General features: G+C 69.5%; 12 protein-coding genes. 8 read left to right on the forward strand and 4 right to left on the reverse strand.

Annotated features, from left to right (window positions below; genetic code table 11):
• The first annotated feature begins 21 nt into the window (after nucleotides 1-21).
• From IG08_RS0140200 to pgi, 8 genes are all read left to right on the forward strand, one after another.
• Complete coding sequence (locus tag IG08_RS0140200) at nucleotides 22-2,973, forward strand: M14 family metallopeptidase (RefSeq protein ID WP_030615026.1); 2,952 nt, start codon at nucleotides 22-24, stop codon at nucleotides 2,971-2,973.
• A gap of 224 nt (nucleotides 2,974-3,197) precedes the next feature.
• Nucleotides 3,198-4,205 carry a type I glyceraldehyde-3-phosphate dehydrogenase gene (gap, locus tag IG08_RS0140205; RefSeq protein ID WP_030615029.1) on the forward strand — a complete coding sequence of 336 codons (1,008 nt, stop codon included), beginning with the start codon at nucleotides 3,198-3,200 and terminating at the stop codon, nucleotides 4,203-4,205.
• A 133-nt stretch (nucleotides 4,206-4,338) separates the two neighbouring features.
• Nucleotides 4,339-5,550 (forward strand): phosphoglycerate kinase, encoded by a 1,212-nt coding sequence (locus IG08_RS0140210; protein ID WP_030615032.1) that lies wholly within the window; start codon nucleotides 4,339-4,341, stop codon nucleotides 5,548-5,550.
• A 6-nt stretch (nucleotides 5,551-5,556) separates the two neighbouring features.
• The gene (gene tpiA / locus IG08_RS0140215; RefSeq protein WP_030615035.1) at nucleotides 5,557-6,333 is read left to right on the forward strand and encodes a triose-phosphate isomerase; all 777 of its coding nucleotides are present in this window, start codon (nucleotides 5,557-5,559) and stop codon (nucleotides 6,331-6,333) included.
• A 102-nt stretch (nucleotides 6,334-6,435) separates the two neighbouring features.
• Nucleotides 6,436-6,666 (forward strand): preprotein translocase subunit SecG, encoded by a 231-nt coding sequence (secG, locus tag IG08_RS0140220; RefSeq protein ID WP_030615038.1) that lies wholly within the window; start codon nucleotides 6,436-6,438, stop codon nucleotides 6,664-6,666.
• 213 nt (nucleotides 6,667-6,879) lie between these two features.
• Nucleotides 6,880-7,215 carry an RNA polymerase-binding protein RbpA gene (locus tag IG08_RS0140225; RefSeq protein WP_003976875.1) on the forward strand — a complete coding sequence of 112 codons (336 nt, stop codon included), beginning with the start codon at nucleotides 6,880-6,882 and terminating at the stop codon, nucleotides 7,213-7,215.
• Between the two features lie 136 nt (nucleotides 7,216-7,351).
• Complete coding sequence (locus IG08_RS0140230; RefSeq protein ID WP_030615041.1) at nucleotides 7,352-8,620, forward strand: MFS transporter; 1,269 nt, start codon at nucleotides 7,352-7,354, stop codon at nucleotides 8,618-8,620.
• A 52-nt stretch (nucleotides 8,621-8,672) separates the two neighbouring features.
• Nucleotides 8,673-10,328: a glucose-6-phosphate isomerase gene (gene pgi / locus IG08_RS0140235; RefSeq protein WP_030615044.1), complete on the forward strand. Its 1,656-nt coding sequence runs from the start codon at nucleotides 8,673-8,675 to the stop codon at nucleotides 10,326-10,328.
• Nucleotides 10,329-10,383: 55 nt separating this feature from the next.
• Here pgi and pgl read toward each other — a convergent pair whose 3' ends face one another.
• From pgl to tal, 4 genes are read right to left on the reverse strand one after another with little or no spacing between them, the layout of a single operon-like run.
• A complete protein-coding gene (gene pgl / locus IG08_RS0140240) occupies nucleotides 10,384-11,166 on the reverse strand; it encodes a 6-phosphogluconolactonase (protein ID WP_030615046.1) in 783 nt (260 codons plus the stop codon).
• The gene (opcA, locus tag IG08_RS0140245) at nucleotides 11,163-12,245 is read right to left on the reverse strand and encodes a glucose-6-phosphate dehydrogenase assembly protein OpcA (RefSeq protein WP_030615048.1); all 1,083 of its coding nucleotides are present in this window, start codon (nucleotides 12,243-12,245) and stop codon (nucleotides 11,163-11,165) included. The genes pgl and opcA overlap by 4 nt, the downstream gene beginning before the upstream one ends.
• Nucleotides 12,242-13,696: a glucose-6-phosphate dehydrogenase gene (locus tag IG08_RS0140250; protein WP_030615050.1), complete on the reverse strand. Its 1,455-nt coding sequence runs from the start codon at nucleotides 13,694-13,696 to the stop codon at nucleotides 12,242-12,244. The genes opcA and IG08_RS0140250 overlap by 4 nt, the downstream gene beginning before the upstream one ends.
• A 4-nt stretch (nucleotides 13,697-13,700) precedes the next feature.
• Complete coding sequence (tal, locus tag IG08_RS0140255; protein WP_030615052.1) at nucleotides 13,701-14,774, reverse strand: transaldolase; 1,074 nt, start codon at nucleotides 14,772-14,774, stop codon at nucleotides 13,701-13,703.
• Nucleotides 14,775-14,918: the final 144 nt, after the last annotated feature.

A 14,918-nucleotide genomic window follows, 5' to 3' on the forward strand; every position in this document is an offset into this window, starting at 1 on the left:
GGACTACTGCAAGGGGGGCTCATGAGACGAAGAACGAGACCGATCCTCGCCGTTGGCGCACTCCTGCTCGGCGGTGCGGGCATCGCACCCATCGCACAGGCTGCCGAGAGCGCTGCCTCTCCCGACCCGAACGAAGTGAAGGTCTATCGCGCCGAGGTGACGGGCAAGCAGGTACCCCTGCTGCTGGCGGCCGGGCAGGACGGCCACGAACTCGGCGAGCAGGTGCCCGAGAAGGGCACGGCCACCGTCGAGGTCTACCTCACCGACAAGCAGGCCGACAAGCTCGAGAAGCAGGGCGTCGACCTCGCCGAGCACACACTCTCCGCCAAGGCCGAGGCCCGCGTCGAGGACGCCGCCGAGGGCGTGTACCGGCCCTACAGCGGAAGCGGCGGGCTCCAGGAGGAGATCCTCGCCACCGCGCAGGCCAACCCCGGCCTCACCAAGGTCGTCTCCATCGGCAAGACCATCAACGGCCAGGACATCCTCGCGCTCAAACTGACCAAGAACGCGAAGAAGACGAAGGACGGCGCCAAGCCCTCCGTCCTGTACCTGTCCAACCAGCACGCGCGCGAGTGGATCACCCCGGAGATGACCCGCCGGCTGCTCCACCACTACGTGGACAGCTACAAGACGGACCAGCGGGTCAAGAAGATCGTCGACTCGACCGAGCTGTGGTTCGTCCTCTCGGCCAACCCCGACGGCTACGACTACACCTTCCAGGACTCCGACGCCCGCCTGTGGCGCAAGAACCTGCGGGACGTCAACGCCGACGGCGTCATCTCCACCGGCGACGGCGTCGACCTCAACCGCAACTTCGCCTACAAGTGGGGCTACGACGACGAGGGTTCGTCCCCCAACCCCACCAGCCAGACCTACCGCGGCGCGGCCCCGAGCTCCGAGCCCGAGACCCAGGCGCTGGACGCCTTCGAACGCCGTATCGGATTCGAGTACGGCATCAACTACCACTCCGCCGCCGAACTCCTCCTCTACGGCGTCGGCTGGCAGGTGGCCACCCCGACCCCCGACGACGTCCTGTACGAGTCCCTGGCCGGCACGCCGGACAACTCCGCAATCCCCGGCTACCACCCGCAGGTCTCCTCGGAGCTGTACACCACCAACGGCGAGGCCGACGGCCACGCGTCGAACGTCAACGGCACGGCGATGTTCACGCCCGAGATGTCGACCTGCCAGACCGTGTCCGACCTGGACCCGAACGACCAGTGGAACGCGGCCGACTGCCAGTCGGTCTTCAACTTCCCCGACGACGAGAAGCTGATCCAGCAGGAGTTCGAGAAGAACATCCCGTTCGCGCTCTCCGTCGCCGAGACCGCCGCCCACCCCGACCAGCCGTCCTCCTCGGTCGGCCTGAAGGCCGCGGACTTCACCCCGGCGACGTTCACCACGTCGTACTCGCGCGGCGCGGACCAGGAGGTCTCCGTCGTCGCACGCAGGTCCGTGCGCGACAAGGAGCTCAGGTACCGCGTCAACGGCGGCCGCGTCGAGGACATGGCGCTCAAGGCCTGGAAGGGCGGCGAGACGTACGGCGGTGAGGACAACCTCTACTTCGACGAGTACCGGGCCAAGGTCGCCGACGGCGATCCGGGCGACAAGGTCGAGGTGTGGTTCACCGGCGAGACCAGGAGCGGCAAGCCCACCTCCAGCGAGCACTTCACGTACACGGTCGCGCAGCGGCCGCGCGCGGACACGCTCGTGGTCGCCGAGGAGGGCGCGGCCGCCACGCAGGCGCAGACGTACGTCGACGCGCTGAAGGCCAACGGCCGCAAGGCGATCGTCTGGGACGTCGCCGCGCAGGGCGCGCCCGACGCGCTCGGGGTGCTGGACCACTTCGGCACGGTCGTCCACTACACGGGCGCCAGCGTCCCCGGCAACGCCACCCAGCTCCAGCTCCGTGCCTTCCTCAACGAGGGCGGCAAGCTGATCGAGGCGGGCGAGCGCGCCGGCGGCAGCGTCGACCTGGGCGGCGGCACCCCGTCGAACGACTTCAGTCAGTACTACCTCGGCGCCTACACCCGTACGTCGCTACCGGACGCCACGGCCTTCGAGGGCTCCGGCAAGCTCGCCGGAGCGGACGCGGCCCTGGGCGCCGCGACCGGCAACCCGCTGGACACGGCCGGTTCCTACAGCGTCACCTCGGAGAGCCTGCCGGTCGAGACCTTCCCGCAGTTCGCCAGCGCGGGCGCGGGCTCCTACCCCGGCACGGTCAACCCGTACGGCCCCTACGAGGGCTCCTCCATGGCGGCCGTCACGCACAGCGACTACGCCTGGAACCGCCTCACCCGCACCATCGACCTCACCTCGGTGAGCGCCGCGGACGCGCCCACCCTGCGCACCCGTCTGCTGTGGGACACCGAGGAGGGCTACGACCACGCCGTCCTCGAGGCGCACACGGCCGGGGCCGACGACTGGACGACGCTCCCGGAGGCGGGCGCCGCCACCAGCACCGCCGTGCCCACCGAGTGCGAGGCCGGGTACTTCATCGCGGCGCACCCCGCCCTGAAGCGGTACCTGACGCTCGGCGACGGCGGCTGCACCGCCACCGGTACCAGCGGCTCCTGGAACAGCTTCACCGGAGCGTCGGCCGGCTGGCAGGAGGTCTCCTTCGACCTCTCCGCGTATGCCGGCAAGACGGTCGAGGTCTCCCTCGGCTACATCACCGACCCCGGTAGCGGTGGCCGTGGCGTCCTCGCCGACAACGCGTCCGTCGTCATCGGCGGCGAGGCCGTCGAGACCGAGGGCTTCGAGACGTCGCTGGGCGCCTGGAGCGTCCCCGGACCGCCCGCGGGCAGCCCCGCGGTCGTCAAGGACTGGGGGCTCGCGGGAGAGCTGTTCAAGACGTACGGAGCGGTCACCACGGACGACACCGTGCTGCTGGGCTTCGGCCTGGAGCACGTCACCGCGGCGGCCGACCGCACCGTCCTTCTCGGCAAGGCACTCGCGGCACTGGGAGGGTGAACGCGCCGGTCAACGGTGACTGACTCACCGTAGCCAGAACGAGTGATCGGCCCTTCAGGCCCGGGCGGTCCGTACCCCTACTGGCGGGTACGGACCGCCGTGCCGTGTATGGGACATCTCGATGTCACCCCGGGAGCCTCAGGGAGGTAGGGTCGTGGGTGGTCGGGGACATCCCATACAGCTCGCCGGTCTCGAAACCGGCGTACCAACGAGGAGATCGGTTCGTGACGATCCGCGTAGGCATCAACGGCTTTGGCCGCATCGGTCGTAACTACTTCCGCGCGCTGCTGGAGCAGGGTGCTGACATCGAGATCGTGGCTGTCAACGACCTGGGTGACACCGCGACCACCGCTCACCTGCTCAAGTACGACACCATCCTGGGCCGCCTCAAGGCCGAGGTGTCGCACACCGCCGACACGATCACCGTCGACGGCAAGACGATCAAGGTGCTTTCCGAGCGCAACCCCGCCGACATCCCGTGGGGTGAGCTGGGCGTCGACATCGTCATCGAGTCGACCGGCATCTTCACGAAGAAGGCCGACGCCGAGAAGCACATCGCCGGCGGCGCCAAGAAGGTCCTCATCTCGGCTCCGGCCAAGGACGAGGACATCACCATCGTGATGGGCGTCAACGAGAACAAGTACGACCCGGCGAACCACAACGTCATCTCGAACGCCTCCTGCACCACCAACTGTGTGGCGCCGATGGCGAAGGTTCTCGACGAGAACTTCGGCATCGTCAAGGGCCTGATGACCACGGTCCACGCCTACACGAACGACCAGCGGATCCTGGACTTCCCGCACTCCGACCTGCGCCGCGCCCGCGCCGCCGCGGAGAACATCATCCCGACCACGACGGGTGCCGCCAAGGCCACCGCCCTGGTCCTCCCGCAGCTCAAGGGCAAGCTCGACGGCATCGCGATGCGCGTCCCGGTCCCCACCGGTTCCGCCACCGACCTGGTCATCGAGCTGGAGCGCGAGGTCACCAAGGACGAGGTCAACGCCGCGTTCAAGAAGGCCTCCGAGGGCGAGCTGCAGGGCTACCTGTCCTACACGGAGGACCCGATCGTCTCCTCCGACATCGTCGGCGACCCGGCCTCCTGCACCTTCGACTCCTCCCTGACCATGGTCCAGGAGGGTAAGTCGGTGAAGATCCTCGGCTGGTACGACAACGAGTGGGGCTACTCCAACCGCCTCGTCGACCTGACGGTCTTCGTCGGCAACCAGCTCTGATCAACAGAGCAGGCACCTTGATGTGAGAGCAGGGCTCGGGCGGCGCAGGGACGCGCCGTCCGGGCCCTGACTCACGTACAGACCAGCCCTCTTAGGATCACGAGCACCACAAGTCCTCTCGGGAGCCCTCTCAATGAAGACGATCGACGAACTCCTCGCCGAAGGCGTCGCAGGCAAGCGGGTCTTCGTCCGCGCCGACCTCAACGTGCCGCTGGACGGCACCACCATCACCGACGACGGCCGCATCCGCGCCGTGCTGCCCACCGTCAAGGCCCTCGCCGAGGCGGGCGCCCGCGTGGTCGTCGCCTCCCACCTGGGCCGCCCCAAGGGTGCCCCGGACCCGGCCTTCTCCCTCGGCCCGGCCGCCGCGCGCCTCGGTGAACTCCTCGGCGCCGACGTCGCGTTCGCGACCGACACGGTCGGCGAGTCCGCCACGTCCACCGTCACCGGCCTCGCCGACGGCTCGGTCGCCGTCATCGAGAACCTGCGCTTCAACGCCGGCGAGACCTCCAAGGACGACGCCGAGCGCGGCACCTTCGCCGACCAGCTCGCCGGCCTCGCGGACGTCTATGTCGGCGACGGCTTCGGTGCCGTGCACCGCAAGCACGCCTCGGTCTTCGACCTTCCGGCCCGTCTGCCGCACTACGCCGGCTACCTCATCGCCACCGAGGTCGGTGTCCTGAAGAAGCTGACGGACGAGGTCCAGCGGCCGTATGTCGTCGCCCTCGGCGGTGCCAAGGTCTCCGACAAGCTCGCCGTCATCGACCAGCTGCTCGGCAAGGCCGACCGCATCCTCATCGGCGGCGGCATGGCGTACACCTTCCTCAAGGCCAAGGGCCACGAGGTCGGCGCGTCGCTCCTCCAGGAGGACCAGATCCCGGCCGTCCTCGAGTACATCGAGCGTGCGGAGAAGACCGGTGTCGAGCTGGTGCTGCCCGTCGACGCCGTGGTCGCTCCCGCGTTCCCGGACCTGAAGACCAAGGCCCCGGCGGGGGCCACCACCGTCGCCGCGGACGCGATCCCGGCCGACCGGATGGGCCTGGACATCGGTCCGGAGTCCAACAAGCTGTACGCCTCGAAGATCACCGACGCCGCCACCGTCTTCTGGAACGGCCCGATGGGCGTCTTCGAGCACCCCGAATTCGCCGAGGGCACCAAGGCGGTCGCCCAGGCCCTCCTCGACTCCCAGGCCTTCACGGTCGTCGGCGGTGGCGACTCCGCCGCGGCCGTCCGCATCCTGGGCTTCGACGAGAACGCATTCGGCCACATCTCGACCGGCGGCGGCGCCTCCCTCGAATACCTCGAGGGCAAGACGCTCCCCGGCCTCGCCGCACTGGAGGACTGACCCCGCATGACCACTCGCACGCCGATCATGGCGGGCAACTGGAAGATGAACCTCAACCACCTCGAGGCCATCGCGCACGTCCAGAAGCTCGCCTTCGCCCTGGCCGACAAGGACTACGAGGCCGTCGAGGTCGCCGTCCTGCCGCCCTTCACCGATCTGCGCTCCGTGCAGACCCTGGTCGACGGCGACAAGCTCAAGATCAAGTACGGCGCCCAGGACCTCTCGGCGCACGACTCCGGTGCCTACACCGGCGAGATCTCGGGCTCGATGCTGGCCAAGCTGAAGTGCACGTACGTGGCCATCGGCCACTCCGAGCGCCGCCAGTACCACGCCGAGACCGACGAGATCGTCAACGCCAAGGTCAAGGCCGCCTACAAGCACGGCCTGACCCCGATCCTGTGCGTCGGCGAGGAGCTGGAGGTCCGTGAGGCGGGCAACCACGTCTCCCACACCCTCGCCCAGGTCGAGGGCGGCCTCAAGGACCTCCCGGCCGAGCAGGCCGAGTCCGTCGTGATCGCCTACGAGCCCGTGTGGGCCATCGGCACCGGCAAGGTCTGCGGCGCCGAGGACGCCCAGGAGGTCTGCGCGGCCATCCGCGGCAAGATCGCCGAGCTCTACACCCAGGAGCTGGCCGACCAGGTCCGCATCCAGTACGGCGGCTCCGTGAAGTCCGGCAACGTCGCCGAGATCATGGCGCAGGCCGACATCGACGGTGCGCTCGTGGGCGGTGCGTCGCTCGATGCCGACGAGTTCGTCAAGATCGTGCGCTTCCGCGACCAGTGAGTACGCGCTAAGCGGGATCCGTCGTACCCTTGCGGGGGCGCAGCCCTGAGGCTGTGCCCCTGTCGTCCATCCAGATCCGAGGAAGTTGGTCCAGCCGTGGTTATGGGGTTCTCGATCGCCCTGATCGTCTTCAGCGGGCTGCTGATGCTGCTGGTGCTGATGCACAAGGGGAAGGGCGGCGGCCTCTCCGACATGTTCGGAGGCGGCATGCAGTCGTCCGTCGGTGGCTCCTCGGTCGCCGAGCGCAACCTCGACCGGATCACGCTGGTGATCGGTCTGCTCTGGTTCGCGTGCATTGTCGTACTCGGCCTCCTCATGAAGACGAACAGCTGAGCGAGGACGCATACACAGCACGTACATTCCGCACGTAAGGCCCCATGTTCGGTACGCGCACCTGAGCGCGGCCTATCATGGGGCTTGCGTCTAGGTGTGGGGGGTGTAACTCCAATCACTGGACGCGCGTTGGGCCTTACGTAGACTGAGGCGCTCGCAACGAAGCGACACGCCGACTCGCTTCGCGGCACCATCACGCAGGGAGTTACGACCGTGGCAAGTGGCAACGCGATCCGAGGAAGCCGGGTCGGGGCGGGGCCGATGGGCGAGGCCGAGCGCGGCGAGTCCGCGCCGCGTCTGCGCATCTCCTTCTGGTGCTCCAACGGGCACGAGACGCAGCCCAGCTTCGCCAGCGACGCGCAGGTTCCCGAAACCTGGGACTGCCCGCGCTGTGGCTTCCCGGCCGGTCAGGACCGGGACAACCCGCCGGACCCGCCGCGCACCGAACCCTACAAGACGCACCTCGCGTACGTGCGGGAGCGGCGCAGCGATGCGGACGGTGAGGCGATCCTCGCCGAAGCGCTCGCCAAACTGCGGGGCGAAATCTAGGAATTGAGAGCCGGCCGGGCACCAAGAGGTGCCCGGCCGGAGTTGTTCGGTGACCCGGGCGTCGCTTGTCGCTCCGAGGCCGATTGTCAGTGGTGCCCTTTACGGTTTGTGAATCGGCGAATCGTGAGGGGGGCCTGTGGCGACGGTGGATGCGACGGGCGGGCTTGCGCCCGCGTGGCGTGGGGGGTTCGGGAGGTTGTGGACCGCGGCGGTGCTCTCCAGCTTCGGTGACGCGCTGCGCGGGTCCGCGCTGCCCCTCCTCGCCGCGACGCTGACGGACCGACCGCTGCTCATCGCGGCGGTCACCGCCTGCGGCTATCTGCCTTGGATCGTGTTCGGTCTGCTCGGCGGCGCCGTCGCCGACCGCGTGGACCAGCGGCGCGCCATGTGGGCGGTGGATGCGGTACGAGGGCTGCTGGTCGCCTGCTTCGCGGTGGCCGTCGCTCTCGGGCACGCCTCGATCGGCCTGCTGATCGCCCTCGCTTTCGTCCTGACCACCCTCCAGACCCTCTTCGACAACGCGTCGACGGCCCTGCTGCCTGTCCTGGTGGACCGGGAGGCGCTGGGCAGCGCCAACGCCCGCCTGATGACTGGCCAGCGCATCGCGGGCGGCCTGCTGGGCGCACCTGTCGTGCCGCTGCTGCTGGTGGCCGGCGCCGCCCTGCCCTTCGCGGCGGACGCGGTGACTTTCCTGGCGGCCGCCGCCCTGGTCTCCACGCTGCGGACCACCGGGCCCGAGCGGAAGGCGCGACCGGCGGGCAGCACCTTGCGCCGGGAGATCGCCGAGGGGATGCGCACCTTGGTGCGGGACAGGGCCCTGCGCGGGTTGTGCGCCGCCACGGCCCTGTGCAACGTCGGCGTGGGCGCCCTCATCGCCGGCATGGTGCTCCTGGTGACCGGCTGGCTGCACGCCGGTACGGCGGGATACGCGGCAGCCATGACCGCGTACACGATCGGCGGCCTGACCGCGGGAGTGGCGAGCGGTCGGCTCGTGGCCCGTGTCGGGCGGGTGCGTGCGGTGCTGCTCGCGGGGACGGTGCAGATCGGCGCTCTGGTCGTCATGGGGTCGGTGCGCAGCCTGGTTGCTCTGGCGGCGGCCATGGCTGCCTTCGGGTTCATGGGCATGGTGTGGAACGTCAACACAAGGACGCTGATGCAGGAGCGCAGCCCGTCCGAGATGCTGGGCCGCGTCAGCGCGGCCTTCCGGACCCTGTCGGTCGCCGGAGCCCCTCTGGGCGCCCTGGCGGGCGGCGCCGTGGCCACCGCCTGGGGGCTCAACACCCCGGCTCTGCTCGCGGCCACCTTCTTCGTTCTGTCCGTTGCTTCGCTGATACCTGCGCTCAAGCCGGACGTACCTGTTGTTGCGCCGGACGACGACGCCACGACGGCTCACGCCCCGCGCTGATCAATTAGGTTGGAACAGCTGGGACAGGCACGAAAGAAGGCTGAAGACGGACATGAACGCAGACAGCCGTACCAGGCTCAACCAGACGCCCGAGTGGACCGCTCTGGCCAAGCACCGTGAGGAACTCGGCGAGGTGGGGCTGCGGGAGCTGTTCGCCGCCGACCCTGGGCGCGGGGCCGGTTACACGCTGCGGGTCGGTGACCTGCACATCGACTACTCCAAGCACCTGGTCACCGACGAGACCCTGCGGCTGCTGCGCGAACTGGCCGCCGCGACCGACGTGTTCGGGCTCAGGGACGCCATGTTCGGGGGCGAGAAGATCAACGTCACCGAGGACCGGGCCGTGCTGCACACCGCGCTGCGGGCCCCGCGCGACGCGGTGGTCGAGGTCGGCGGGGAGAACGTCGTGCCGGGAGTGCACGCCGTCCTCGACAAGATGGCCGACTTCTCCGAGCGCGTCCGCTCCGGCGCCTGGACCGGGCACACGGGCCGTCGTATCCGCAACGTCGTCAACATCGGCATCGGCGGCTCCGACCTGGGCCCGGCGATGGCCTACGAGGCGCTGCGCGGTTACACCGACCGCGACCTCACGGTCCGCTTCGTGTCGAACGTCGACGGGGCCGACCTGCACGAGGCGGTGCGTGACCTGGACGCGGCCGAGACGCTGTTCGTCATCGCGTCCAAGACCTTCACCACGATCGAGACGATCACCAACGCGACCTCGGCGCGCAGTTGGCTCCTCACCGAGCTGAAGGCCGGTCAGGAAGCCGTCGCCAAGCACTTCGTGGCCCTCTCGACGAACGCCGGGAAGGTGTCGGACTTCGGCATCGACACGGCCAACATGTTCGAGTTCTGGGACTGGGTCGGAGGCCGCTACTCCTACGACTCCGCGATCGGCCTGTCCCTGATGATCGCGATCGGCCCGGACCGCTTCCGGGAGATGCTCGACGGGTTCAGGACCGTCGACGAGCACTTCCGCACCGCGCCGGCCGAGTCCAACGTGCCGTTGCTCCTTGGCCTGTTGGGCATCTGGTACGGCAACTTCCACGATGCCCAGTCGCATGCCGTGCTGCCCTACAGTCACTATCTGTCCAAGTTCACGGCCTACTTGCAGCAGCTGGACATGGAGTCCAACGGCAAGTACGTCGACAGGGACGGCCGGGAGGTCGACTGGCAGACCGGGCCGGTCGTCTGGGGCACGCCCGGCACCAACGGGCAGCACGCCTACTACCAGTTGATCCACCAGGGCACCAAGCTCATCCCGGCGGACTTCATCGGCTTCGCCGAGCCGGTCGCCGATCTGCAGCCCGGGCTGGTCGCCCAGCACGACCTGCTGATGGCGAACTTCTTCGCCCAGACGCAGGCGCTGGCCTTCGGCAAGACGCCGGACGAGGTGCGGGCCGAGGGAGTGCCCGAGGAGCTGGTGCCGCACAAGACGTTCAAGGGCAACCACCCGACGACCACGATCCTCGCGCGCGAGCTGACCCCGTCGGTCCTCGGCCAGCTGATCGCCCTCTACGAACACAAGGTGTTCGTCCAGGGTGCGGTCTGGAACATCGACTCCTTCGACCAGTGGGGCGTCGAGCTCGGCAAGGTCCTGGCCAAGCGCGTCGAGCCGGCGCTCACGGAGGGCGCAGAGGTTCCGGGTCTGGACGCGTCCACGAAGGCTCTGGTCAACACGTATCGGGAGCTGCGCGGACGGCAGTAACGGCCGGAGCCCGTACGGCACTTGACCGTACGGGCTCCGTGTCGAACCGGGTTCGTCAGGACGACGCCGGCGGGTACAGCGACCTCGGCAGTTGGGAAGCCGCAGCCGAGTCCAGCAGCCACAGGGTGCGGGCGCGGCCCCGGGCGCCGGCTGCCGGGGCCTGGATCTCGCCCGCGCCGGACAGGGCGATCGCCGCGGCCTGCGCCTTGTCCTCGCCCGCCGCGAGGAGCCAGACCTCACGGGCCGCGCGGATGGCGGGCAGGGTCAGGGTCACCCGGGTCGGCGGGGGCTTCGGGGCGCCGTGGACGCCGACGACCGTGCGCTCGGTCTCCCGGACCGCGGGCAGTTCGGGGAACAGGGACGCCACGTGCGTGTCCGGGCCGACACCCAGCATCAGGACGTCGAACGTCGGTACCGCGCCATGGTTCTCGGGACCGGCCGCTAGGGCCAGTTCCTCCGCGTAACCCGCCGCGGCCGCGTCCACGTCGGCGCCGTACAGGCCGTCCGACGCGGGCATGGCGTGGACGCGCTTCGGGTCCAGGGGCACCGCGTCCAGCAGGGCCTCGCGGGCCTGCGTGACGTTGCGCTCCGGGTCGCCCTCGGGCAGGAAGCGCTCGTCGCCCCACCACAGGTCCAGGCGGCCCCAGTCGACGGCGTCCCGGGCGGGTGCCGCGGCCAGGGCGGCCAGCAGGCCGTTGCCGTTGCGGCCGCCCGTGAGGACCACGGACGCGTAGCCCCGGGAGGCCTGCGCGTCCACGATCTTCGTGATCAGGCGGGCCGCGGCGGCCTGGGCCATCAGCTCCTTGTCGCGGTGCACGACCAGCTGCGGAGTGCTCACTTCGCCGTCGCCTTCTTCACCGGGGCCTGCGCCGCCGATTCCTTCGCGGGAGCTTTCGCAGCCGCCTCGACGGGAGCGGGAGCCGCGACCGATTCTCCTTTGGCAGCCGGAGCCTCGCCGGGCGCCGTGCCCTTCGCCCCGCTCTTGCCGTCCGGAGCGTTCAGCCGGTCCACCCCGAACCGCAGCGCGGACGCGTACGTGTCGTCCGGGTCCAGGCGCCGCAGCTCCTCCGCGATCAGCTCGGCCGTCTCACGGCGCTTGAGCGCCACCGCACGGTCGGGCTGCCCCTCGATGGACAGGGTCGCCAGCGAGCCGTCCGCCCGGTCCAGGGTGATCGGGCCGCTGTTGGTGTCCATCCGGACCGCGGTCAGACCGGGGCCGGAGGACAGTGAGCGCTTCACCGGCACGTCCAGCCGGTCCGCGAGCCACATGGCGAGAAGCTCGCAGCTCGGGTTGAACTCCTCGCCCTCCACCTCGACGGCCTTGACCTCGACCGTGACCTGGTCGAGGGCCGCGGCCAGCATCGAACGCCAGGGCGTGATGCGGGTCCAGGAGAGGTCGGTGTCGCCGGGTGTGTAGGCGTCCGCGCGGGCGGACAGCTCCCGCACCGGCTGCTCGGAGGCGTAGGTGTCGGTGACCCGGCGCTGGGCCAGCGCGCCCAGCGGGTCCTGAGCCGGGTCGAGCGGCGCGTTGACCGGCCACCAGACCACCACCGGCGCGTCCGGCAGCAGCAGCGGCAGGACCACCGACTGGGCGTGGCCCACCACCTCGCCGTACAGCCGCAGCACCACCGTCTCGCCGGTGCCCGCGTCCGCGCCCACCCGCACCTCGGCGTCGAGGCGGGACTTCGTACGGTCGCGGGGCGAGCGCGAGACGCGCCGGATGACCACGAGGGTGCGCGAGGGGTGCTCGCGCGACGCGTCGTTCGCCGCCTTGAGGGCGTCGTACGCGTTCTCCTCGTCCGTCACGATGACCAGGGTGAGGACCATGCCGACGGCCGGCGTGCCGATGGCCCGGCGGCCCTTCACCATCGCCTTGTTGATCTTGCTGGCTGTGGTGTCCGTGAGGTCTATCTTCATGGCCGGCGCCAGCTCCGTCCCTCTCGTGCGAGCATTTCGTCCGCCTCGACCGGACCCCAGGTGCCGGCCTGGTACTGGGCCGGCTTGCCGTGCTTGTCCCAGTGCTGCTCGATCGGGTCGAGGATCTTCCAGGACAGCTCGACCTCCTCGGTGCGCGGGAAGAGGTTCGAGTCGCCGAGCAGGACGTCGAGGATCAGGCGCTCGTACGCCTCGGGCGAGGACTCGGTGAACGATTCGCCGTAGGCGAAGTCCATCGAGACGTCCCGGATCTCCATCGACGTGCCCGGCACCTTGGAGCCGAAGCGGACCGTGACGCCCTCGTCGGGCTGGACGCGGATGACGATCGCGTTGGAGCCCAGCTCCTCCGTGGCCGTCGTGTCGAAGGGGGAGTGGGGCGCCCGCTGGAAGACGACCGCGATCTCGGTGACGCGGCGGCCGAGCCGCTTGCCGGTGCGCAGATAGAAGGGCACGCCCGCCCAGCGGCGGTTGTCGACCTCCAGCTTGATCGCGGCGTAGGTGTCGGTCTTCGACTTGGCGTTGATGCCGTCTTCCTGGAGGTAGCCGACGGCTTTCTCGCCGCCCTGCCAGCCGGCCGCGTACTGCCCGCGCACGGTGTCCCGGCCCAGGTCCTTCGGCAGCTTCACCGCGCCGAGCACCTTGGTCTTCTCCGCGGCCAGCGCGTCCGCGTCGAAGGAGGCGGGCTCCTCCATGGCGGTGAGGGCCATGAGCTGGAGGAGGTGGTTCTGGATGACGTCACGGGCGGCGCCGATGCCGTCGTAGTAGCCGGCGCGGCCGCCGATGCCGATGTCCTCGGCCATCGTGATCATGTTCTGGACGGTCTCCTTGCCGAGGTAGTGGTCGATGCGGAAGACCTGGTCCGGGGCGAAGACCTCGTGGACGAGGGCGTTGAGCTCCTCGGCCGACTTCAGGTCGTGCCCGAACGGCTTCTCGATGACCGCGCGCCGCCAGGATCCGCTCGACTGGTCCGCCAGGCCGTGCTTCTTCAGCTGCTGGATGACCACCGGGAAGGCGCCCGGCGGCACGGAGAGGTAGAAGGCGAAGTTGCCGCCGGTGCCCTGTGCCTTGTCGAGCTCCTCGATCGTGCCGCGCAGCCGCTCGAACGCGTCGTCGTCGTCGAAGGTGCCCTGGACGAAGCGCATCCCCTGGATGAGCTGCTGCCAGACCTCCTCGCGGAACGGCGTACGGGCGTGTTCCTTGACGGCGTCGTGGACCTCCTGCGCGAAGTCCTCGTTCTGCCATTCGCGCCGGGCGAAGCCGACCAGCGAGAAGCCCGGCGGCAGCAGACCCCGGTTCGCAAGGTCGTACACGGCGGGCATGAGCTTCTTTCGTGACAAATCGCCCGTGACGCCGAAGATGACCAGGCCCGACGGCCCCGCGATACGCGGGAGCCGTCGGTCGGCGGGGTCACGCAGCGGATTGCTGCTCGACAAGTTCTCAGCCCTCCGAAGGGGCGAGGCGGGTCAGCTCCGCCTCGGTCGACTTGAGCAGGTCGTTCCAGGAGGCCTCGAACTTCTCGACGCCCTCGTCCTCCAGGAGCTGGACCACGTCGTCGTACGAGATCCCGAGCTTCTCGACGGCGTCGATCTCGGCGCGGGACTGCTCGTACGTACCGGCGACGGCGTTGCCCCTGATCTCGCCGCTCTCCTCGGTGGCCTGGAGAGTGGCCTCCGGCATGGTGTTCACCGTGTTCGGCGCCACCAGCTCGTCGACGTAGAGGGTCGGCTTGTAGGCGGGGTCCTTCACGCCGGTCGAGGCCCAGAGCGGGCGCTGCTTGTTGGCCTGCGCCTTGTCCAGCTCCTGCCAGCGGGCCGAGGAGAAGACCTCCTCGTACGCCTCGTAGGCGAGACGCGCGTTGGCGACGCCGGCCTTGCCGCGGGCGGCCTTGGCCTCGGGGGTGCCGAGCGCGTCGATCCGCTTGTCGATCTCGGTGTCCACGCGGGACACGAAGAAGGACGCCACGGAGTGGATCAGCGACAGGTCCAGGCCCTTGGCCTTGGCCTTCTCCAGGCCCGCGAGGTACGCGTCCATGACCTCGCGGTAGCGCTCGAGCGAGAAGATCAGCGTGACGTTGACGCTGATGCCGTTGCCGATGATGAGGGTGTTGGGGCGGTCGACCAGCCAGGCCAGCTGCTTGGCCTCGGCGACGGTCGCCTTGGTGTTGTGGGCCAGGCGCGGGTCGACCTCGATCGACACGCGGCCGTCCTGGCCGCCGGTGGCGTCGAAGACCGGGCGCAGGATGTCGGCGGCGTCGCGGACGTCCGCCGTGGTGATCATGCGGAGGGCTTCTTCGACGGTGACCTTGCGGGCGGCGAGGTCGGCGAGCTGCTGCTCGTAACCGTCGCCGCTGCTGATCGCCTTCTGGAAGATCGACGGGTTGGTGGTGACGCCCACGACGTGCTGCTGGTCGATCAGCTCGGCGAGGTTGCCGGACGTGATCCGCTTGCGCGACAGGTCGTCCAGCCAGATCGCCACGCCTTCCTCGGAGAGGCGCTTGAGTGCGTCTGTCATGGAATTACATCTCCTACGTGTCGTATGTCAGCGTCAGCGCTGGGCGGCGGCGAGGGATTCCCGGGCCTTGGCGGCCACGTTCTCCGCAGTGAAGCCGAACTCCTGGAAAAGGACCTTGCCGTCGGCGGAAGCACCGAAGTGCTC

This window comes from Streptomyces fulvoviolaceus (genome assembly GCF_000718165.1).
Lineage (GTDB): Bacteria > Actinomycetota > Actinomycetes > Streptomycetales > Streptomycetaceae > Streptomyces > Streptomyces fulvoviolaceus.